Genomic DNA, 21,885 nt, shown 5'->3' on the forward strand with positions numbered 1-21,885 from the left:
GGCCGGGGAGGCGGCGCCTGGCGCACGGTCGTCAGGAAGTGCTCTGTGCCGTGACGCAGCCGATCGTTCCGGTGGGCAGGTTGTTGCCCGTGGAGGTGGCCGTGAAGCCGAACGTGGTGGTGCCGTCGGCCGGGATCACCCGGTTGTGGTCCGCGTTGCGGACCGTGACGGTGCCGTCGGAAGCGGTGCTCTGCGTCCCGTTCCACAGGCTGTTGATCTTGGTGCCGGTGCCGGGCTTCCAGGCCACGGCCCAGCCGTCGAGCGGGGCGGTGCCGTGGTTCATCACCTCGACGGACCCCTGGAAGCCGCCGTTCCACGCGCTGACCACGGAGTAGATGGCCATGCAGGAACCGGTGTGCGGGTCCGTGGGCGTCGGGGTCGGGGTCGGGGTGGGTGTCGGGGTGGGCGTGGGCGTCGGGGTCGGGGTGGGGGTGGGCGTGCTGCCCGAGCCGCCGATGCCCGTCACCTCGCCGTGGCCGCCGTCGAAGACGACGTCGGAGCAGGAGAAGAAGTTCTCCTGGCTGTCCGAGCGGACCCACTGGATGAAGACCAGGGCGTCACCGGAGCGCCCGGAGGGCAGCTTCATGTCCCAGTAGTAGTGGCCGCCGTCGGTGCCGACCGAGCCCTGCTGGGGCGGGTTGGTGACCGTCTGGATCAGGTCGAGGTCGGCCCAGCGCAGCGCGGTCGTCGGCGACCAGCCGGGCTTGGTGAGGTAGACCCGGAAACTGCCCGGGTGCGCCGCCCAGTTGCTGTACTGCGCCCGGATCGTCGCCCCGCTGGTCAGATGGGTGCGCGGCCAGTCCGAGCGAGCGGCGTTGTACGCGGAGAAGTCGTACGGCGACCGGTCGCCGGCACTGCACAGGGTGCCGTCCGGGACGTAACCGGCGCCGCGGCCGCCGGCGTTGGAGTCGAGTACGGCGAACCAGTTGTACAGCGCGGTCGCCCCGCTCTTGGCCACCGCGTCCTTGCACGCGGGATTGGTGGGGTTCATCCCGCCGGTCCCCGTGTGGCCGTCCAGGTAACACAGATAGGTACGGGAGCCGGGCAGCATCGCCACCCCGTGCGCCTTGGCGCTGCCCTGCCCCAGCAGGGCCAGGCCGAGCGCGGCCAGCAGGGTCGACAAGGCCGCCACGACCGACAGGAGCCTGCCGCGTCGGGCCACGATTCTCTCCTTCCGTGGGATCGGACGGGCGGTGTGCCCCGGGAGGGTGCCGTCCGGTGGGTGTGTCATGTGCGCTCCTCGGGCTGGGTGCGTGGGGGACTGAACGCGGGGACGCGCGTCACGCGGTGGTGCAGGTGGTTCCGTTGAGGCTGAACCCGGCGGGCTTGGCGAAGGTGCCGCTGTACGTGCCCTGGAAGCCGAAGGTCACCCGGCCGCCGGCCGCGATCTGCCCGTTGTGGGCCAGGTTCGTGGCCGTGACCGCGCCGGACGACGGAGAGATCCCGGCGTTCCAGGCGCTGGTGACGCGCTGTCCGGCCGGCAGGGTGAAGGCGAGCCGCCAGCCGTCGACCGGGGTCGTGGCGGTGTTGGTGACGGTGACGTCGGCGGTGAAGCCGCCCGGCCAGACGCTCGTCGCGTACGCCACCTCGCAGGCCGCGGGGGTCCCGGGGCCGCCCGGGCCGCCGCCGCCCGTGTTGACCGTGGAGGAGAACGAGGTCACGGCGAGCCCGGCGCCGTTCTGCCAGGGCTCGAAGCCGGCCTGCACGCTCGTCAGGTACCAGCTGTTCTGCGCCAGCCCGCGGGCGACGGCCTGCCGGACGAAGTCCATGACGTCGAAGCTCCAGCTGGTGATCGCCGACGGGGCGACGAAGGACAGCACGTCGTTGGAGCCGTTGTTGCCGGACCACACCTGCCACTGGCGCCCGGCCACGGTGGCCGTGCCGACCTGCGAGCCCACGGGCTGGATCGGGCCCACCTTGTTGAACCAGACCATGATCTCGGTCCGGCTGACGCCGTCGGTACGGGGCGTGGGGTCGAGCCAGATGTCGTACGCCGCGTCGTACACCGCGTTGCTCACGTAGGAGTACGAGATGCTGGTGGGCGCGCTGGAGATGGTGCTCAGCTGGGCCGGGAGGTTCGTTCCGGGCGAGCAGTTGGTGTAGTGGCAGCCGTTGTAGACGGACGGGTACGACTTCGGGGCGCCGTTCGTCGGGACCGAGCCGTCGGCCTGGGTGATCCGGAAGCCGGTGTCCGTGACGTTGATGCACTGGGCCTCGCTGGTGCCCCAGCGGTTGTTCTGGACGACGTAGCGGCCCTGGATCGTCGTCGAACCGTACTGTTCGCAGATCGCGGTGTCGGCCTGGGCCGCCGGGGCCGTGGTGAGCAGGGCCGCCAGTGCGGCGAGCGTGGCGAGCAGCGCGCCGACCAGGCCGCTCGCTCCACGGACGGGGTGCGTTGACGGTCGCATGCGGGTCCTCTCGGGGACGGTCGGATGCGGGAGCGCTCCCGCGCAGGATGGGAGCGCTCCCATTACCTCCGTTGGGCAGGGACTGTAGGGAGAGTTCATGTCCCTGACAAGGTCTTGCGCGGGAATGTGTCGAAGAGGTTTCGAAGGCGCAGGTGGGGGGGTGGGGGTCGATAGTTTCGGGGGTGCCGATTACTGGGAGCGCTCCCGGAAGCGGGGGAGGGATCAGTCGGTGTCGAGGCCGTCGATCAGGCGGTTGAGGAACCGGGTGAAGGTGGCTTCGGGCGTGAGAGGGCGTCCGGGGGCGGCGAGGGCTTCGGCGAGTTCCGGGTGACGGCCGTCCGCGGCGACCGCCGCGAGGTAGCGGGCCTCGGCCGCGGCTCGGTCGGGGGACTGCGAGGCCGCGGTCCGCGCGATCTCATGGGCGACGTGCCCGGCCACGAACGCGGTGAGTTGGGCGAAGACCTCCAGCTTCGCCGCGCCGTCCAGCCCGGTGGGCCGCAGGGCGGCGAGCGCGTGTTCCAGGAAGGCCAGGGTGTTGGGGCCCGGGACGCGGCGGGTGGCCAGAGCGGCGGGCAGCCAGGGGTGTCGCAGCATGTGGGCGCGCTGGAGGCGGGCGATGGCCTTCAGGTCGGCGCGCCAGTCGCCGGTGAGGGTGTTCGTGGTCGGCAGTTCGCCGCTGACGTGGTCGACCATCAGCTCCAGCAGCGTCTCCTTGTCGGGGGCGTAGCTGTAGAGCGACATGGCGCCGGCTCCGACCCGTGCGGCGACTTTCCGCATGGTGACCGCTTCGAGCCCCTCCGCGTCCGCCAGGGCGACGGCTGCCGCCGTGATCGCCTCTCGGCTGTAGGCGGGCTTGCGGCCCCTGCGGGGCCGGGCGGAGCTCAGCCAGAGCTGCTCGGGGTCGACGCCTGGGGCGCCGGCCCCTCCGGCACGGGACATGGTCCGCGCCCCCTCCCTTGATCGTGGCGGCCCTTGCGGGTCTCATCCAAGCATCCTCTATTCTCGTACATCGTACGGATATTGAGGAGGGAACGATGACGTCCCACACGCACGGTTCCGCGTCGAGGCAGACCTGGGCACCGCCTTCCCGTAAGCCGCCGCTGGCCTCACGGATGTTGAGGGCGACCTGGCGCGGCCTGCCGGCCAAACGGCACGATGTCGGGTGGGAGCCGGGGCTGCCGGTGCCGGCCGCCGACGGCAGCCCGCTGATCACGGACCATTACTTCCCGCGCGCCGAGGGCGACTTCCCCACCCTCTTGGTGCGCTCGCCGTACGGCAGGAGCTTGCCGTGGTCTCCCATGTACGGCGTGCTCTTCGCCGAACAGGGCTTTCACGTGGTGCTGCAGAGCTGTCGCGGCACCGGCGGTTCCGGCGGCACGTTCGATCTGTGGCGCAACGAGGTCGCTGACGGCCAGGCCACGGTGTCCTGGCTGCGCGAGCAGAGCTGGTTCAACGGGACACTGGGGACCGTCGGCCCCAGTTACCTGGCATACGTGCAGTGGGCTCTCGCCGTGGACCCGCCACCGGAGCTGAAGGCGATGGTGGTGCAGGTGGGGCTGCACGATCCCCACGCCCTGTTCCACGCACAAGGGGCACTCCACCTGGAGAACGCCCTCGCCGTCGGCGTCGGCATGACGTATCAGCACCAGGGGATGGCAGCGTTCCTGAGGGCGACGCTGCGTCTGCGGCGGTGCCTGCGTGATGTCATCACCGCGCAGCCACTGCGCGGGGCGTACGTGCCCGCCCTCGGGGGCGATGTTCCCTGGCTGGACGACGTGATGTCGCACCCGGATGCCAAGGACGCCTACTGGAACGGTGCGTCGTTGGCGGCGGTGGCGGAGCGGCTGGATGTGCCGACCGGTTTGATCACCGGATGGCACGATGCGCTGGGTGACCAGACCTTCGAGCAGTACCGGCGACTCCGTGAGGCCGGCTGCGAGACCGCCTTGCTCGTCGGCCCCTGGACCCACACGTCCGCGCTGCAGCAGGGGTGGCCCGAGGTGTTCGCCGAGAGCCTCGCCTGGCTACGTGCGCACCTGTACGACGATCCCTCCGGCCTCCGTCCCACAAGGGTGCGCGTGCACGTCGGCGGCGAAGACGACTGGCGGGACATCGACGACTGGCCGCCGGCCACGGCCGTCAGCTCCTGGTTTCCCACCGCGCAGGGGCACCTCACCCGGCAGGCTCCCACGGAATCCGCACCACTGACGTCGTTCCGCTACGACCCGACAGACCCCACCCCCTCTCTTGGCGGCCCGCTGCTCTCCCGTACGGCCGGTCCTCGCGACAACAGCACGCTTGAGATCCGGGACGACGTACTGACGTTCACCGGCCCCCCGCTGACCGAGCCCGTGGACGTTCTCGGCCCGGTCTCCGCACGGTTGAGCATGTCCACGGACACCGGCCACGCCGACGTCTTCACCCGCCTGTGCGACGTGGACACACGAGGCCGCTCCATCAACATCTGCGACGGGCTGGGCCGGATTCGCACGGCCGAACAGGCGCCCTCGCACATCACCGTGCCGATGCGTTCCACCGCCCACCGCTTCGCCGTCGGTCACCGCATACGCTGGCAGATCAGCGGAGGTGCCCATCCGCGCTACGCCCGCAATCCCGGCACCGGAGAGTCGCCGGTGGACGCCACCACCTTCACGCCGGTGCGCATGACGCTCCATGCGGACTCGGCGCTGATGCTTGCGACGCCTGCCCGAAGCTTCGGGCTCGGCCCCACGGGGAACGGCTGACGAGCCGGACCCCGACGGGCTGACGTTGAGGGGCGGCCCTCGCGGCCGAACGTCCGCCGCCGCGCCGAGCCGCCGTCACGCCGAGCTGGGACCGACCAGCTGTGCCGTCAGGCCGAGTCGCGCCGTATCAGCTCCGTGCGGAGGATGACGTGGCGCCAGGCCAGGGCCGGTTCCTCCAGTTCCTCCAGCAGGAGTCGGACCATCGCCCGGCCGATCTCCGCCAGCGGCTGGCGGACCGTGGTCAGGCGGGGCTCGGTCTGTTCGGCCAGCGGGAAGTCGTCGAAACCGATGATGGCGACGTCCTCCGGCACCCGGCGCCCCGTCGCGCGCAGCTCCCGCAGCGCACCGGCCGCCGTGGTGTCGGACGCGGCGAGCACCGCGTCGATCTCCGGGTGCCGCGCGAGCAGCCGGGCCATGGCGTGCCGGCCGCTCTCCTCGGTGAAGTCGCCCTCGGCGATCCAGGACGCGTCGGTGCTCAGCCCGGCCGCCGCGAGCCCTTGCCGGTAGCCGCGCAGCCGGGACTGCGCGACGTACATGTCCAGCGGTCCGGTGATCGTGGCGATCGCCTTGCGGCCCGTGGCCAGCAGGTGGGTGACCGCGCTGCGGGCACCGCCGGCGTTGTCCGCGTCGACGTAGCTGACGTGCTCGTCGCCCGAGCGGCGGCCCAGCATGACGGTCGGCAGCCGGGCCTCGGCGAGCATGTCCGGCAAGGTGTCGTCGGCGCGCACCGAGACCAGCAGCGCGCCGTCGACCCGGCCGCCGCGCGCGTACTCCAGGAAGCGCTTGCGTTCGGTGTCCGAGCGCACCATCGTCAGCAGCAACTGCATCCCGGTGTCGGCCAGGGCGTCCCCGAGCGAGCTGACGATCTCCGAGAAGAAAGGCTCCGCGAACAGCCGCCAGTCCGGCTCCGTCACGACCAGCGCGACCGCGTCGGCACGCCGGCCGGCCAGGGTCCGGGCCGCCAGATTGGGTACGTATCCCAGCTCGGCGATGGCCTGTTGCACGGCCTGGCGCGTCGATTCCCGCACCCCCGCCGCGTTGTTGACGACGCGGGAGACCGTGCCCCGGCCCACTCCTGCGCGGGCGGCCACTTCCTCCAGCGTCGGCGTGTCAGGGCGCCGCCTGCCCATTGACCACCTCCCCCCAAGAGCCCCGATCTTACGATTCGCGGGGCATCGCGCACACGGCTTCTTCCGACGACGACCGGTATGGCGCCCACTGCCGGCCAGGACTCCGGCGGGGCCGGCCGCTGCCCAGGAGCGCGGCGGCGCGCCCGCTGCCCTCGCGGACGCCCGGCGGACCGGCGCGTCAACTCGGCGTGAACTCGCTGGTGCGGTGGTGACGCGGGCGATGGCTGTCTGCCCGAGTGCCCGCCCGAGTCGTGTCCGCCGGAGCCGTGTCCGGCGGACAGCCGGGTGGTCGCCGAACTTGGTGTCCGGTGGGCGGGCGGGTGCGTGGTCACCGGCTCCGGTGTCCGGCCGGCCGACGCGCGTTCGATGCCCAGCCGGCCGACGCGTGTTCGGGGAGCCCGTGCCCGCACCGGACCGGGGCCGCCGTCCGTACCGCCGCCCGTGCCGCCGGGGTACGGACGGCGGTGCCCGGAACCGGTCGGCCGGAAAGGGTCTCCCGCCGCTCCCGGGGTGCTGGCCGGAAGTCGTCACCCCAAGATCAACGGGCCCTAAGCTCGGACCGCTGGGCGAATCGTCGATCTTGGTGGAAGGAGCCGGAGCTGGTGGAGGACAAGAGGGTTGTCATCGTGACCGGTGGAGGCTCGGGCATCGGACAGGCCACCGCCCGGCTGCTCGGCGAGGCCGGGCACCATGTGGTCGTCTCCGGCCGGCGGACCGAGCCCCTGGAACGCCTCGCGAAGGAGACCGGCGCGCTGGCGCATCCGTCGGACATCGGGGATCCCGACGCGGTCGAGGGACTCGTCCGGGCCGCCCTGGACGCGCACGGACGGCTCGACGGAGTGGTGCTGAACGCGGGGATCGGGCGCGGCGGAGCCGTCGGCGACATGTCGCTGCGCGACTGGGACGACGTGATGCGCACCAACCTCACCGGCCCGCTGCTCCTGCTGCGCGCCGCGATCCCGCACCTGCTGGAGTCCAAGGGCGCGGTGGTCGCCGTCGCGTCGGTGTCCGCGCTGCGCAACGGCACGAGCAACGCCCCGTATGCCACCTCCAAGGCGGCCCTGCTCCAGCTGTGCCGTTCCGTCGCCGTGGACTACGGACGGCAGGGCGTGCGGGCCAACACCGTGTGCCCGGGATGGGTGCGCACCGAGATGGCCGACCGGCGCATGACCCGCTTCGCCGAGGAGGAGCGGCTGCCCGGCGGCATCGAGGACGCCTACGCGGAGGCGACCAGGCTGCTGCCCCAGGGCCGTCCCGGCGAGCCCCGCGAGGTCGCGGAGGCCATCGCCTGGCTGCTGTCCCCGGCGGCGTCCTACGTCAACGGAGCGGTGCTCACCGTGGACGGCGGGGCGACGGCCCTCGACCCCGGGACGCTCGGATTCGACTACCGGATCACACCACGCGGCGCCACGATCGGCTGAGCCGGCGCAGCCGGGCCCAGTCCGGTCCAGTCCATTCCAGCCGGGCCCGGCCCGGCCCGGCGCCGCCGTCCGGACCGGCCGAACCTCACCGAAGCGGCACCCTGGTCAGGCCGAGTTCCGCCGCGGGCAGTGCCGTTCGGCCGAGTTCCGCCGCAGTCGGTGCCGTTCGGTCGCGTTCCGCCGCCGTCAGCGCGGTTCGGCGTGGTCGGCGGTCGGGGACGTTCGTGTGCGGCAGGGCAGCGCGTCGGTCATGGTGGGCCACATCCGGGCGATCCCCAGCAGGGTCTCGGAGCTGCCGTGCGTCACCCCGGGCAGCGGGTGCGGGTCGGACGGAGGTACACCGACGAGTACCGCACGGCGGGCCTGGCCCACGGCACCGGCCAGCGCGGCACAGGCGAGACGGTCCTCCGGCACCCCGGCCCGCAGGGCGTGCCGGTGCGCCTGCTCGTACGCGTCCGGCCGCACGTACTGCTGGAGCGTCAGCAGCGCGTCGTACGTCTCGATGGTCTGCCGGTGGGCCTGGAGCACCGGTGGGTAGCGCGGCCGGAGCACCTCCTGGAGCCGGGTCCGCCGGGGCCGGGCGAGTGCCACGTGGGGGACCGCCGTCACCAGGTCCCGCCACAGCGGCCACAGCCGCCAGCAGATCCGCAGCGCGGTGGCCGACCGGGCCAGCGCCGTCGCGGTGGGCACCAGCAGCGACGCCGCCCGCAGGAAGCCGTGCGCCCCCATCACCATGGACAGCCAGGGCAGCAGGGCCGGGACGAGCCCGTAGAGGTGGCCGAGATAGCCGCACCAGAAGACCAGGGCGAGGACGCTGCCCACCGCGAACAGCCGCAGCGACCACACCAGATCGCGCTCCGTCGTGCGCAGGCTGTAGCGCCAGCAGACCACCAGGGCGACGGCGTCGCCGAGCAGGTGGGCGACGCTCAGGATCAGCCAGTAGGCGGTCGTCGCGGACGCGGGCCGCTGCGCTGAAGCCGCCCCGATCGGCTGACCGGCCCCCAGCAGATCCATCACGAGCAGCGCCGCCAGGGCCGCCGTCAGCCCCACCGCCACCGAGCGGCGCAGCCGCGGGGAGCGCCGGCAGTCCACCACGAAGAGCAGGACCAGTCCCGCGCTGAGCACGCCGATCAGGTTGCGCACCAGCGACACCGTGTGGACGTCGACACCGGTGGACGCGAGCGCGGTGACGACCCCCTGCTGGAAGAGCGTGATGGCGATGGTCGCCGCCAGCACGGTGATCCACAGCCCCCGCAGCCGGGGTTCGCGCAGCGCCGGGCGCGCCCGCCAGACGAGGGCGCACCACAGAGCGACGACGCTGGCGAGTCCGACCCGGGCCGCCAGCTCACTCACCGGCATCGGCGGTCACCCCCAGGAACGCGCCGAGGCGTCCCAGGGGGCCGGCCACCCGGCCGGTTTTCCCGGCGCTCTGGATCAGGCTGGCGATCATCTCGGCTTCTTGTTCCTCGGTGGTCGTGTAACTGGTTCTGGCCATCAGCCGCCTGACGAGATGGGGGGCCTCCAGGAGCCCGGCGGCCGGCTGCTCACCGTCGTCCGTGAAGCTCCGGTGGTGGTCGCACAGCACATGGCCGATCTCGTGCAGGATGATGTGCTCCTGGTGCAGGGGAGCCGTCCTGGTCTCGTAGAACACGTAGTCGGCGTCCTCGGTGCCCAGCCACAGCCCGCAGGCCCCGGTGGCCGCGGCCTCCTCGGGCAGCTCCCGGAGCACGAGCGGACGGCCTCTCAGTTCCTCCACCCGTGCGCGGAGCGCCTCCAGGGTGAGCGACCGATCCACCCCGAGATCACGCAGAATCGCGGCACATCTGCGCTGCAGCGCCGCGTGCTCGCTCGTTCTCCTCACCTGTCGTCACCCCCGCTCGCTGTTCTCACCGGCCGGAACGGCTGCGGCGGCTCCCCGTCCCGGACGCGTCGGGGGCGACGGCGGATTCGCTTAGGCTTCCCACTCGCTCGGAGACCTCCTCGTCGGTGAAGTGGCCCGGTGTGACCCCGGAAGGCTTTGCCGGTACGGAGACGGGCCGTGTCCCGGGGGCAAGCTGCCGACCCACCTAAGCAGGTCGTCCGCCCTTTTGCACACGCCCACCCGGGCTTTCGGTCGCCCTTTGGCGGAAAACGTCTCCTGCCCTCGCGGCCTTTACGGACGCGTCTCCGGTAAACCACTGTGACTGCCCTCACAGGTGACCGGAAGGGGGATGTCTTCGCCCCTGCCCGGCGTGCCGGCCGGCCGTGCCACCTGGGAACTCCGGGACACCGGCCGCCGCGGACCGCCTACCCTGGAACGCATGACCAGCAGCAGCGACCGGAGCCCGGCAGTGGACGTTCCCGCCCCCAAGAGTTACGAGATCCGCACCTACGGGTGCCAGATGAACGTCCACGACTCCGAGCGATTGGCCGGTCTGCTCGAAGAGGCCGGATACGTGCGGGCCCCCGAGGGGGCGGACGGGGACGCGGACGTCGTCGTCTTCAACACCTGCGCGGTCCGCGAGAACGCCGACAACCGTCTCTACGGCAACCTCGGCCGGCTCGCGCCGAAGAAGGTTTCGCGCCCCGGCATGCAGATCGCGGTCGGCGGCTGCCTCGCGCAGAAGGACCGCGACACCATCGTGAAGAAGGCGCCCTGGGTGGACGTCGTCTTCGGCACGCACAACATCGGCAAGCTGCCCGTCCTGCTGGAGCGCGCCCGCGTCCAGGAGGAGGCGCAGGTCGAGATCGCCGAGTCGCTGGAGGCGTTCCCCTCCACGCTGCCGACCCGCCGCGAGAGCGCCTACGCGGCCTGGGTGTCGATCTCCGTCGGCTGCAACAACACCTGCACCTTCTGCATCGTCCCGGCGCTGCGCGGCAAGGAGAAGGACCGCCGTCCCGGCGACATCCTCGCCGAGATCGAGACCCTGGTCGGCGAGGGCGTCTCGGAGATCACGCTGCTCGGCCAGAACGTCAACGCCTACGGCTCCGACATCGGCGACCGCGAGGCCTTCAGCAAGCTGCTGCGCGCCTGCGGGAAGATCGAGGGCCTGGAGCGGGTCCGGTTCACCTCGCCGCATCCGCGCGACTTCACGGACGACGTGATCGCGGCCATGGCCGAGACCCCGAACGTGATGCCCCAGCTGCACATGCCGCTCCAGTCCGGCTCGGACACGGTCCTGAAGGCGATGCGCCGCTCCTACCGCCAGGAGCGGTACCTGGGGATCATCGAGAAGGTGCGGGCTGCCATCCCGCACGCCGCGATCACCACCGACATCATCGTGGGCTTCCCCGGGGAGACCGAGGAGGACTTCGAGCAGACGCTGCACGTCGTCCGGGAGGCCCGGTTCGCCCAGGCGTTCACCTTCCAGTACTCCAAGCGCCCCGGCACCCCCGCCGCGACCATGGAGAACCAGATCCCCAAGGAGGTCGTCCAGGCGCGCTACGAGCGGCTGGTCGCCCTCCAGGAGGAGATTTCCTGGGAGGAGAACAAGAAGCAGGTCGGCCGCACCCTGGAGCTGATGGTCGCCGAGGGCGAGGGCCGCAAGGACGGCGCCACCCACCGCCTCTCCGGCCGCGCCCCCGACAACCGCCTGGTCCACTTCACCAAGCCCGACCAGGAGGTCCGCCCCGGTGACGTCGTCACCGTGGAGGTCACCTACGCCGCCCCGCACCACCTGCTCGCCGAGGGCCCCGTACTCGCCGTGCGCCGTACGCGCGCGGGCGACGCCTGGGAGAAGCGCAACGCGGCGGAGACCGCCAAGCCGGCGGGCGTGATGCTGGGCCTGCCGAAGATCGGCGTGCCCGAGCCGCTGCCGGTGGCGGCGGGAAGCGGCTGCGGCTGCGACTGACGGCCTGCCGCCCCGCGGGGGCCTGCCGCCGCACAGGCGTGTGGGTCCCTGCGGGATGCTCACCCAAGAAGCCACCGAGGACCGCCGAAGGGCGCCGACACGAGGGACACCCGGCCCGGCGGCCCGCGTGAGCGGGGGCGCCCGGGCCTGAGCGTCGATGCGGGGAGTTCTCCTGCCTGGCCACCGGGCTGAGCGTCGATGCGGGGGATCCCTGCCCGGTCACCGGTCTGAGCGCGGGTGCGCGGGGCGTGCCCGGCGACCGGCGGACCGGCGTGAGCGCCTGTGCGCGGCCCGGGCCCCTCGGTGACCGAGGTCGGCGCTCGGCCGGCCGCGGTGGGGGGTTAACCTGCCGACCATGCTTGTCGCCGCCGCAGTCTGCCCCTGCCCTCCGCTGCTCGTGCCCGAGGTCGCCGCGGGTGCCGCACCAGAGCTGGACGCCGCCCGCGCGGCCTGCTCGGACGCGCTCGGCGTGCTCGCCGCCGCCCGCCCCGATCTGCTGGTGGTGGTCGGCACCGCCGAGCCCGGCGGGCGCGGCCCGTTCCCGCAGGGCACCCCGGGGACGTTCCGCGGTTTCGGGGTCGACGTGGACGTACGTCTGGGCTCCGCCACCGGCGCCGCCCCGGAGCGCGAGCTGCCGGCCTCGCTGGCCGTCGGCGCCTGGCTGCTGGAGCGGACCGGCTGGGCGGACGCCCCCATCGAGGGGCTGGGGGTCGCCGACACGCTGGAGCCCGGGCGGTGCGCCGAGACCGGCCGGGAGCTGGCCGGCCGGGCCGATCGGGTGGCGCTGCTGGTGATGGGGGACGCCAGCGCCTGCCGCACCCTCAAGGCGCCCGGGTACCTGGACGAGCGCGCGGCACCCTTCGACGCGGAGGTGGCACGGGCCCTCGAAGCGGCGGACGTGGCGGCCCTGGGGGCGATCGACCCGGCGCTCGCCCGTGAACTGAAGGCGGCCGGCCGCGCCCCCTGGCAGATCCTCGCCGGCGCGGCGCACGAGTCCCCCCTCACCGGCGCCCTCCTCTACGAGGACGCGCCGTACGGGGTGGGGTACCTGGTGGCTGCCTGGTCGTGAACTCCCTTAAGAAGTCGGTGGCGGTCCCTCCGGGCGGGTCGGGGTCGTCGGGTCGGGGGGCGGCGGTGTCGTCGTAGGGCCGCTCTTGTGCGCGAGGCGGTCCATGGCCTCCTTGGCCTTGCCCGTGCCCGCCTGGATCCTGTCGCTGTACTTGCCCTTGGTCCGCTCGTCGACGGCCTTGGCGGCCTTGTCGATCCCGTGCTGGACCTTGTCCCCATGCTGCCGCGCGAGGTCCGACACCTTGTCCTTGGCCGGGCCCAGCTTGGCCTTCATGTTGTCCATCAGACCCATGGGTCCACCTTCCCTCGCGGGCGGTTGTCTGCGGACGCCCTCGCCGGCCGCGCCGTTCGCCTGCCGGGGGACCGTGCAGGAAAATCGTGCAGGGAAAGCGTGCAAACCCGCCCGTATCACTCCATACGGTACTCGTGCGGGCGACTTCCCGCGTAGCCCGGTACCTACCCACCCCGCCCGGCGCGTACCCACCGGGTATCGCGTCCCACCGGGTACGCGGCGCGAACGCGGTGCCGTGGCGTCGGCCCACTCCTTGTAGGCGTCTCCTGGACGTTTGCGAGACTGGTGCGGTGAGCAGTGCACCCGTCGCCCCCCGCGTCATCGCCGTCGTAGGACCCACCGCGGCCGGCAAGTCCGATCTCGGTGTCTTCCTGGCCCAGCAACTCGGCGGCGAGATCGTCAACGCCGACTCCATGCAGTTGTACCGAGGGATGGACATCGGTACCGCCAAGCTGACGCCCGAGGAGCGCGGCGGCATCCCGCACCATCTGCTGGACATCTGGGACGTGACGGTGACCGCCTCGGTCGCCGAGTACCAGAAACTGGCCCGCGCGCGCATCGACGCGCTGCTCGCCGAGGGCCGCTGGCCCATCCTGGTCGGCGGCTCCGGCCTCTACGTCCGGGGAGCAGTCGACAACCTGGAGTTCCCCGGCACCGACCCCGAGGTCCGGGCCCGACTGGAGGGGGAGCTGGCGCTGCGCGGCCCGGGCGCCCTGCACGCCCGGCTGGCCGCCGCCGACCCCGAGGCCGGCCGGGCGATCCTGCCGAGCAACGGCCGCCGGATCGTCCGCGCGCTGGAGGTGATCGAGATCACCGGCCAGCCCTTCACGGCCAATCTGCCGGGCCACGACTCGGTGTACGACACCGTCCAGATCGGCGTCGACGTCGCCCGCCCGGAACTGGACGACCGCATCGCGCGGCGCGTCGACCGGATGTGGGAGGCGGGCCTCGTGGACGAGGTGCGCGCACTGGAGGCGCGGGGCCTGCGCGAGGGGCGCACGGCCTCGCGCGCGCTCGGCTACCAGCAGGTACTCGCGGTGCTGGCCGGGGAGTGCACCGAAGCGGAAGCGCGGGCCGAGACCGTGCGTGCCACCAAGCGCTTCGCGCGCCGCCAGGATTCGTGGTTCAGGCGGGATCCCAGGGTGCACTGGTTGAGTGGGGCCGCGGCGGATCGCGGGGAACTTCCGCAGCAGGCCCTGGCGTTGGTCGAACGACCGGTTACAGCCTGATCACGTCATGGCATCGGGATGCGCCGCCGGTCATCGCGGCCTGCGGCGCCGTGCCATCATCGACCTTCGATCGACCAAGTGGAGCCTAGTTGGGAGGGCGCGTGGCGATGGAGGCCGGCCCTCGCGACACCGCACGAAGCACCGAGCCCGTCACCACGGACAGTGACGACCCCGGCCCGGGCGCGGACCATCCGGACGAACACCGCCCCCGGACGAACGGCTCGCGGCCGACCGCTTTCCGGGCGAACGGTTACGACAACGGGCCGGAGGGCAGCGGGTCGCACGCCCACGCCCCGACGGACGATCACCCGACCGAAAACCCCCTGGCGACGGGCCCCCTCGCCGTGGACCGCCTGGCCACCGACCCCTTGGCCGCGGACCCCGTGACCGGGGACCCCCTGGCCGCGGACCCCCTCGCCGACGACCGTCTCGCCGACGACGGCCCCGACGACACCCAGGGCGGCGTCACCGCCGACGGACCGGCGCCCGAGGAGATGTACCCGGGCGGCCCGGAGGTCGAGGTCGAACTGCGCCCGCAGCGCCGGCTGCGCCTCTGGCAGCTGGCCCCCATCGTGGGCCTCGGTGCCGTCGGCTCCCTGATGTTCGCCTTCCCGCTCGCCTTCGACTTCGGCGACAGCGGTGCGGTCATCGCCATGCTCGGCCTGCTGATCTGCTCCTGCGCCGCGGGCTGGGGCATGATGGCCGCCCGCCGGGTCGGCTACACCTGGCCGGGCCTGCCCCCGCGCGGCTCGGGCCGCCGCCCGGACTGGCGGGTCGTCCTCGGCTACGTCCTCCTGGTGGCCGTGGTGGTCGTGCTCGCCGTCTGGCGGGTGGCAAGGCTGCGCTGAGCAGCCCCGCCGGTCCTGCCCGTCCCGGCTGCCCCGGCCGGCTGTCGGTGCGCTCCCGTACGATCGAGGAATGAGCACACGGATCGCCTTCCTCAAAGGTCACGGCACGGAGAACGACTTCGTGATCATCCCCGACCCGGAGAACGCCCTCGATCTGTCCCCGGCCGTCGCGGCCGCGCTGTGCGACCGCCGGGCGGGCATCGGAGGCGACGGTGTGCTGCACGTCGTACGGTCCGCGGCGCACCCGGAGGCCCGGGCGATGGCCGGCGAGGCCGAGTGGTTCATGGACTACCGCAACGGCGACGGCTCGATCGCCGAGATGTGCGGCAACGGCAGCCGTGTGTTCGCGCGCTACCTCCAGCACGCCGGGCATGTGAGCGAAGGCGACCTGGCGATCGCCACGCGCGCGGGTGTGAAGACCGTCCACCTCGCGAAGAACGGTGACATCACGGTCGGCATGGGCCGCGCCCGCCTCCCCGAAGGGGAGGTCACGGTGACCGTGGGCGAGCGCAGCTGGCCCGCGCGCAACGTCAACGTGGGCAACCCGCACGCGGTGGCCTTCGTGGCCGACCTGGCGCACGCCGGCGATCTGTACACGGCACCGCCGGTCGGCCCGGCGACCGCCTACCCGGACGGCGTGAACGTCGAGTTCGTCGTCGACCGGGGCCCCCGCCACGTCGCCATGCGCGTGCATGAGCGCGGCTCCGGCGAGACCCGCTCGTGCGGCACGGGCGCGTGCGCCGTCGCCGTGGCCGCCGCCCGCCGGGACGGCGCCGACCCGGCCGTCACCGGCACCCCGGCCACGTACACGGTCGACGTGCCCGGCGGGCGCCTGGTCATCACCGAGCGGCCGGACGGCGAGATCGAGATGACCGGACCCGCCGTGATCGTCGCCGAGGGCGAGATCGACGCGGAGTGGCTGGCCGAAGCGTTCGGCTGACCGAAAACTTAAACCTCTATTTCATCGCTCGAATGGGTGATCCGTTTCACGCTCGGCCGGAGGCGGTCGGCCGGGGGTGGCGGGCTCGGTAGCATCAAGCACCGGCACGGACGGGGGAATGCCGCCAACCCTGAGCCGCGTGTGCCCCGGGACTCCGTCCGCCGGTTTATGAGCCGGAGGTGCCCATGAGTGCGGAGGCCACGAACCCTGCGACCGCTGGTCCGGCGGCGCCCCCGGTGCCGCAGGCGCTCACCGCGTCCGCGGCGCCCGCGGCGACGCGCAGAAAGGCAAGGCCCCGGATCGACCTGCGCCGGCTCGGCCGTGCCGCGCTGCTCGGCTCCGCCGCCCGCGACAAACTGCCCGACGCGATCGGCCACGTAGTGGAGGCACACCGCGCCCACTACCCCGACGCCGACATCGAACCCCTGCGCCGCGCCTACATCCTGGCGGAGTCCTCGCACCGCGGCCAGATGCGCAAGAGCGGCGAGCCGTACATCACGCACCCGCTCGCCGTCACCCTGATCCTCGCCGAACTCGGCGCCGAGACCACGACCCTGACGGCCTCTCTGCTGCACGACACGGTCGAGGACACCGAGGTGACGCTCGAACAGGTACGGGAACAGTTCGGCGAGGAGGTGCGTTATCTGGTCGACGGCGTCACGAAACTGGAGAAGGTCGACTACGGAGCCGCCGCCGAACCGGAGACCTTCCGCAAGATGCTCGTCGCCACCGGCAACGACGTGCGCGTGATGTCGATCAAGCTCGCCGACCGCCTGCACAACATGCGCACCCTGGGCGTGATGCGCCCCGAGAAACAGGCGCGGATCGCCAAGGTCACCCGTGACGTCCTCATCCCGCTCGCCGAGCGCCTCGGTGTGCAGGCCCTCAAGACCGAGCTGGAGGACCTGGTCTTCGCCGTCCTCCGCCCCGAGGAGTACGCCCACACCCGCGAGCTGATCGCGGAGAACGCCGCCCGCTCCGGCGATCCGCTCGCCGAGGTCGCCGAGGAGGTGCGCGGGGTGCTGCGCGAGGCCGACATCCCGGCCGAGGTCCTCATCCGCCCCCGGCACTTCGTCTCCGTCCACCGGGTGGCCCGCAAGCGCGGCCGGCTGCGCGGCACGGACTTCGGGCGCCTGCTGGTGCTGGTGAACGAGGACGCGGACTGCTACGCCGTCCTCGGCGAGCTGCACACCTGTATGACGCCGGTGGTCTCGGAGTTCAAGGACTTCATCGCCGTACCGAAGTTCAACCTCTACCAGTCCCTGCACACCGCCGTCGCCCGGTCCGACGGACAGGTGGCCGAAGTCCTCATCCGCACCCACCAGATGCACAAGGTCGCCGAGGCCGGTGTCGTGGCCCTCGGCAACCCGTACGCGCCCGCCCCCGAGTCCGGCGCCCCAGCGAACGACGCTTCCCCCGCCGAAGGCGAACGCGTCGACCCCACCCGTCCCGGCTGGCTCTCCCGCCTCCTCGACTGGCAGCGGGCCGCCCCCGACCCCGACACCTTCTGGTCCACCCTGCGCGAGGACCTCGCGCAGGACCGCGAGATCACCGTCTTCCGCCCCGACGGCGGCACCCTCGGCCTGCCCGAGGGAGCCACCTGCGTGGACGCCGCCTACGCGCAGTACGGCGAGGACGCGCACGCCTGTATCGGCGCCCGTGTCAACGGCCGGCTCGCCACCCTCAGCACGGTCCTGCGCGACGGCGACACCGTCCAGCTCCTGATGGGCCAGGACCCGGCCTCCGAGCCGTCCCGCGAATGGCTGGACCACGCCCACACCCCCGCCGCCCGCATCGCCATCCAGCGCTGGCTGGCCACCCACCCCGGCGGCGGCAGCGACACGGGCGACGACGCCGGCGCGGCCGAGCCGAACGGTCGCGGTACCGCCCCCGCCCAGGCCGCTGCCGCAGCCCGCGCGACCTCGGCCCGTGCCGCCCCGGCTCGCGACGGCGCGCCCGCGGACCACGCCCCGCGTACCACCCCCGCCACCCCCACGGACGCCCCGCGCCCCCGCCGCGCCGACGTCCTCGTGGACCGGCCCGGCGCCGCCGTACGGCTCGCCGGGTGCTGTACGCCCGTACCGCCGGACGAGATCACCGGGTTCGCGGTGCGCGGGGGAGTGGTGACCGTGCACCGCGTGGAGTGCGCGGTGGTGGCGCACATGAAGAGCCTGGGGCGGGCGGAGATCGGCGTGCGCTGGGGGAACACCGCCGAGTGCCGGGTCACCCTGGTCGCCGAATCGTTCGGCCGCCCCCATCTGCTCGCCGACCTCACCGAGGCCATCGCCCTGGCGGGCGCCGAGATCGTCTCCGCCACCGTCGAACCGCCCAGCCAGCAGCGGGTGCGCCACACCTACACCCTCCAGCTCCCCGACGCCTCCCGCCTCCCGGCCCTGATGCGCGCGATGCGTGACGTGCCCGGGGTGTACGACGTGAGCCGCGCCCAGCACCAGGCACCGGCCCCCTGACGACGGGGATCCGGCCCGCCCCCGCCTCCGGTCCGGACGGCCGGCGCGAGGCCGTCTTGCTGCCGTCCCGGCCCCGACGGCGGCACCCGGCCCTCCTGGCCACCCGTCGCACCGCCCCCCCGACGACGGCGCCCGGCCTACCCGTTCGGGTGGGACGGACGCGCGTCGCCGCCGCGCGACGGGCCCGCCCTGGTAGCGGTGGTCCATGCCGCTCAACCCCCGCCTCCACCTCCGCCCCCGGCCCGAGCCCGCCCCGCACCACCTCCGGACGCAGCCCGAGCCCGCTCCACACCACCCCCGCCCCGAACCCTCCCCGTACCGCCTCCCGCCCCGAAGCGAGCCCGGCACCGCCCCGGACCGCGCCCGGCCCGGCAGGCCCCGGTACCGCCGGGCGGCCCTGCTCGCCTCCGCCGTCTCCCTCTGCCTCGTCGCCGCCGCGGCCCCCGCCGAGCCCCTCGGCATCGGCGACACCCTCTTCCCGTACCTGGGCAACCCCGGCTACGACGTCGCCTCGTACGACCTGGCTCTCACCTACACCGGCGCCCAGGACAAGCCGCTGGAGGCCGTGACCACCATCGACGCCCGGACCACCGCCGACCTGGAGCGCGTCAACCTCGACTTCACCCACGGCACCGTCCGCTCGGTCGCGGTCGACGGGCTTCCGGCCGGGTTCACCAGCGCCGGCGAGGACCTGGTCGTCACCCCGCGCCACCCGCTGGCCGAGGGCCGCCGGTTCCGGATCACCGTGCGGCACACCAGCGACCCCGTCTACGGCAAGGACCGGCAGGGCGGCTGGGTGCGCACCGCCGACGGCCTCGCCATGACGAACCAGGCCGACGCCGCCCATCTGGTGTTCCCCTGCAACGACCATCCGTCCGACAAGGCGATCTTCACCTTCCGGATCACCGCGCCCAACGCCTACACGGTCGTCGCCAACGGCCTGCCCACCGGAACCGACCGGGACGGTTCCACCACCACCTGGACCTACCGCACCCGGCACCCCATGGCCACCGAGCTCGCCCAGGTCTCGATCGGCCGCTCCGCCGTGGTCCGCCGCGAGGGCCCGCACGGGTTGCCCCTGCGCGATGTCGTCCCCGCCGCCGACCGCAAGGCCCTCGAACCCTGGCTGGCGAAGACGCCGGACCAGATCACCTGGATGGAGAGCAAGGTCGGCCGGTACCCCTTCGAGACCTACGGCGTGCTCATGGCACAGGCGTCCACAGGCTTCGAACTGGAGACCCAGACCCTCTCCCTCTTCGAGAAGAGCCTGTTCACCGAGCCGGGCTACCCCGAGTGGTACCTGGAATCGATCATGGTGCACGAGCTGTCCCACCAGTGGTTCGGCGACAGCGTCACCCCGCGCGCCTGGTCCGACGTCTGGCTGAACGAGGGGCACGCCACCTGGTACGAGGCGCTGTACAGCGAGGAGACCGCGGACCGGCCCCTGGCGGCACGGATGAAGGCCGCGTACGGCGCCTCCGACCGCTGGCGGGCGGCCGGCGGACCGCCCGCCCGCCCCAAGCCGCCCGCCCCCGGCCAGAAGATCGACCTCTTCCGGCCCAACGTCTACGACGGCGCCGCCCTCGTCCTCTACGCCCTGCGGCAGGAGATCGGCCGGCCGGCCTTCGAGCGGCTGGAACGGCTCTGGGTCCGGGAGCACCGCGACGCCACCGCCACCACCGCCGACTTCGTCCGGCTGGCCTCGGCCGTCGCCGGCCGCGACCTCGACGGCTTCCTGCGGCCCTGGCTGTACGGCGAGAAGACCCCGCCGATGCCCGGACACCCGGACTGGAAGCCGACGGCGGCGGCCAAGGCGGCCGAGCCCCACCTGAAGCGATAACCCGGTGACGAGACGTGCCGTCCCGTGCGAACATCTACGGGTCGGCGCACGCAGGGGACACGGGAATCTCCCGGGGTACCCGTACGTTGAACAAGACGAGCGGCCGGGTATAGACCGCCGTACCGACGCCGAAACGGCACTCCCATCGACGTAAGGATCCAATGACCTCCTCTTCTTCCCCTTCCCAGGACACCAAGCGCCTCGCGCACGCCTATCCCGAGGGTCTTCGGGCCGATGCCCTGATGGAAGAGGACGTCGCCTGGAGCCACGAGATCGACGGCGAGCGGGACGGCGACCAGTTCGACCGCTCCGAGCGCGCGGCCCTGCGCCGCGTGGTGGGCCTGTCCACCGAGCTGGAGGACGTCACCGAGGTCGAGTACCGCCAGCTCCGCCTGGAGCGGGTCGTGCTCGTCGGCGTGTGGACCACCGGCACCGCGCAGGACGCCGAGAACTCCCTCGCGGAGCTGGCCGCCCTCGCGGAGACCGCGGGCGCGCTGGTCCTCGACGGCGTCATCCAGCGCCGTGACAAGCCCGACGCGGCCACGTACATCGGCTCCGGCAAGGCCGCCGAGCTGCGTGACATCGTCCTCGAAACGGGCGCCGACACCGTCATCTGCGACGGTGAGCTGAGCCCGGGCCAGCTGATCCAGCTGGAGGACGTGGTCAAGGTCAAGGTCATCGACCGTACGGCCCTGATCCTGGACATCTTCGCCCAGCACGCCAAGTCCCGCGAGGGCAAGGCGCAGGTCGCGCTCGCGCAGATGCAGTACATGCTGCCGCGACTGCGCGGCTGGGGTCAGTCGCTGTCCCGGCAGATGGGTGGCGGTCGCGGCGGCCTCGCCACACGTGGCCCCGGTGAGACCAAGATCGAGACGGACCGGCGCCGCATCCGCGAGAAGATGGCGAAGATGCGCCGGGAGATCGCGGACATGAAGACCGGCCGCGAGGTCAAGCGGCAGGAGCGCCGGCGCAACAAGGTGCCGTCCGTGGCCATCGCGGGCTACACCAACGCCGGCAAGTCCTCCCTGCTCAACCGCCTCACGGGAGCCGGCGTCCTGGTCGAGAACGCGCTCTTCGCGACCCTGGACCCGACCGTCCGCCGGGCCGAGACCCCGGGCGGCCGGCTGTACACGCTGGCCGACACCGTCGGTTTCGTCCGGCACCTGCCGCACCACCTGGTCGAGGCGTTCCGCTCCACCATGGAGGAGGTCGGCGACTCCGACCTGATCCTGCACGTGGTGGACGGCTCGCACCCGAACCCGGAGGAGCAGCTGGCCGCCGTGCGCGAGGTGATCCGGGACGTCGGCGCCACCGACGTACCCGAGATCGTCGTGATCAACAAGGCGGACGCGGCCGACCCGCTGGTGCTCCAGCGGCTGATGCGGGTCGAGAAGCGCTCGATCGCCGTCTCGGCGCGCACCGGCCAGGGCATCGCGGAACTGCTCGCCCGGATCGACGACGAGCTGCCCCGCCCCGCGGTCGAGGTCGTGGCGCTCGTGCCCTACACCCACGGCAAGCTGGTCGCCCGTGCGCACGCCGAGGGCGAGGTCCTCTCCGAGGAGCACACCGCGGAGGGCACCCTGCTCAAGGTCCGGGTGCACGAGGAACTGGCGGCGGACCTGGCGCCGTACACACCGGTCTCCGCCTGACCCACGGCAGTACGAGGG

17 protein-coding genes are annotated in these 21,885 nt (G+C 72.7%); 10 read left to right on the forward strand and 7 right to left on the reverse strand.

The genetic code is table 11. From position 1 onward, the window contains the following. Positions 1–31 precede the first annotated feature (31 nt). The 3 genes from ABD350_RS09930 to ABD350_RS09940 form a co-directional block, all read right to left on the reverse strand. Positions 32–1,162 carry a lytic polysaccharide monooxygenase gene (locus tag ABD350_RS09930; protein ID WP_344347490.1) on the reverse strand — a complete coding sequence of 377 codons (1,131 nt, stop codon included), beginning with the start codon at positions 1,160–1,162 and terminating at the stop codon, positions 32–34. Between the two features lie 118 nt (positions 1,163–1,280). Beyond that, positions 1,281–2,408, reverse strand: a complete 1,128-nt coding sequence (locus ABD350_RS09935) for a glycoside hydrolase family 12 protein (protein ID WP_344347491.1) — start codon at positions 2,406–2,408, stop codon at positions 1,281–1,283. A gap of 222 nt (positions 2,409–2,630) precedes the next feature. Next, positions 2,631–3,347: a TetR/AcrR family transcriptional regulator C-terminal domain-containing protein gene (locus tag ABD350_RS09940; RefSeq protein WP_344347492.1), complete on the reverse strand. Its 717-nt coding sequence runs from the start codon at positions 3,345–3,347 to the stop codon at positions 2,631–2,633. Between the two features lie 95 nt (positions 3,348–3,442). Between ABD350_RS09940 and ABD350_RS09945 the strand changes: the two genes are divergently transcribed. Further along, the gene (locus ABD350_RS09945) at positions 3,443–5,152 is read left to right on the forward strand and encodes a CocE/NonD family hydrolase (protein WP_344347493.1); all 1,710 of its coding nucleotides are present in this window, start codon (positions 3,443–3,445) and stop codon (positions 5,150–5,152) included. 107 nt (positions 5,153–5,259) lie between these two features. Here the strand turns inward: ABD350_RS09945 and ABD350_RS09950 are convergent, their stop codons facing one another. Further along, positions 5,260–6,282 carry a LacI family DNA-binding transcriptional regulator gene (locus tag ABD350_RS09950; RefSeq protein WP_344347494.1) on the reverse strand — a complete coding sequence of 341 codons (1,023 nt, stop codon included), beginning with the start codon at positions 6,280–6,282 and terminating at the stop codon, positions 5,260–5,262. A gap of 602 nt (positions 6,283–6,884) precedes the next feature. On the opposite strand from ABD350_RS09950, the gene ABD350_RS09955 reads away from it, so the two are divergent. Further along, positions 6,885–7,703, forward strand: a complete 819-nt coding sequence (locus ABD350_RS09955) for an SDR family NAD(P)-dependent oxidoreductase (protein WP_344347496.1) — start codon at positions 6,885–6,887, stop codon at positions 7,701–7,703. 186 nt (positions 7,704–7,889) lie between these two features. On the opposite strand, the gene ABD350_RS09960 is transcribed toward ABD350_RS09955, so the two are convergent. Together ABD350_RS09960 and ABD350_RS09965 are read right to left on the reverse strand one after the other, a co-directional pair. Further along, complete coding sequence (locus ABD350_RS09960) at positions 7,890–9,062, reverse strand: MAB_1171c family putative transporter (protein ID WP_344347497.1); 1,173 nt, start codon at positions 9,060–9,062, stop codon at positions 7,890–7,892. Next, the gene (locus ABD350_RS09965; protein WP_344347498.1) at positions 9,049–9,564 is read right to left on the reverse strand and encodes a regulator component; all 516 of its coding nucleotides are present in this window, start codon (positions 9,562–9,564) and stop codon (positions 9,049–9,051) included. Before ABD350_RS09965 ends, ABD350_RS09960 begins: the two co-directional genes overlap by 14 nt. A 439-nt stretch (positions 9,565–10,003) precedes the next feature. Between ABD350_RS09965 and miaB the strand changes: the two genes are divergently transcribed. Both miaB and ABD350_RS09975 read left to right on the forward strand, forming a co-directional pair. Continuing rightward, positions 10,004–11,533 carry a tRNA (N6-isopentenyl adenosine(37)-C2)-methylthiotransferase MiaB gene (miaB, locus tag ABD350_RS09970; RefSeq protein ID WP_344347499.1) on the forward strand — a complete coding sequence of 510 codons (1,530 nt, stop codon included), beginning with the start codon at positions 10,004–10,006 and terminating at the stop codon, positions 11,531–11,533. A 355-nt stretch (positions 11,534–11,888) separates the two neighbouring features. Next, positions 11,889–12,602 (forward strand): class III extradiol dioxygenase subunit B-like domain-containing protein, encoded by a 714-nt coding sequence (locus ABD350_RS09975; protein ID WP_344347500.1) that lies wholly within the window; start codon positions 11,889–11,891, stop codon positions 12,600–12,602. 6 nt (positions 12,603–12,608) lie between these two features. On the opposite strand, the gene ABD350_RS09980 is transcribed toward ABD350_RS09975, so the two are convergent. After that, positions 12,609–12,893 (reverse strand): antitoxin, encoded by a 285-nt coding sequence (locus ABD350_RS09980; protein WP_344347501.1) that lies wholly within the window; start codon positions 12,891–12,893, stop codon positions 12,609–12,611. A gap of 290 nt (positions 12,894–13,183) precedes the next feature. Between ABD350_RS09980 and miaA the strand changes: the two genes are divergently transcribed. The 6 genes from miaA to hflX all read left to right on the forward strand — a co-directional run bounded on the left by miaA (position 13,184) and on the right by hflX (position 21,867). Then, complete coding sequence (gene miaA, locus ABD350_RS09985) at positions 13,184–14,122, forward strand: tRNA (adenosine(37)-N6)-dimethylallyltransferase MiaA (protein WP_344347502.1); 939 nt, start codon at positions 13,184–13,186, stop codon at positions 14,120–14,122. Positions 14,123–14,466: 344 nt separating this feature from the next. Continuing rightward, positions 14,467–14,970, forward strand: a complete 504-nt coding sequence (locus ABD350_RS09990) for a hypothetical protein (RefSeq protein WP_382466788.1) — start codon at positions 14,467–14,469, stop codon at positions 14,968–14,970. Positions 14,971–15,040: 70 nt separating this feature from the next. Then, positions 15,041–15,910, forward strand: coding sequence for a diaminopimelate epimerase (dapF, locus tag ABD350_RS09995; protein ID WP_344347503.1), 870 nt, complete (start codon positions 15,041–15,043; stop codon positions 15,908–15,910). Positions 15,911–16,095: 185 nt separating this feature from the next. Continuing rightward, complete coding sequence (locus tag ABD350_RS10000) at positions 16,096–18,378, forward strand: RelA/SpoT family protein (RefSeq protein WP_344347504.1); 2,283 nt, start codon at positions 16,096–16,098, stop codon at positions 18,376–18,378. 205 nt (positions 18,379–18,583) lie between these two features. After that, complete coding sequence (locus ABD350_RS10005) at positions 18,584–20,218, forward strand: M1 family aminopeptidase (RefSeq protein WP_344347505.1); 1,635 nt, start codon at positions 18,584–18,586, stop codon at positions 20,216–20,218. Positions 20,219–20,379: 161 nt separating this feature from the next. Beyond that, entirely contained in the window at positions 20,380–21,867 is a 1,488-nt protein-coding gene (hflX, locus tag ABD350_RS10010; RefSeq protein ID WP_344347506.1) for a GTPase HflX, read from the forward strand. Positions 21,868–21,885 lie beyond the last annotated feature (18 nt).

The sequence above is a fragment of the Streptomyces nogalater genome, from assembly GCF_039532885.1.
In the GTDB taxonomy this organism is placed as follows: domain Bacteria; phylum Actinomycetota; class Actinomycetes; order Streptomycetales; family Streptomycetaceae; genus Streptomyces; species Streptomyces nogalater.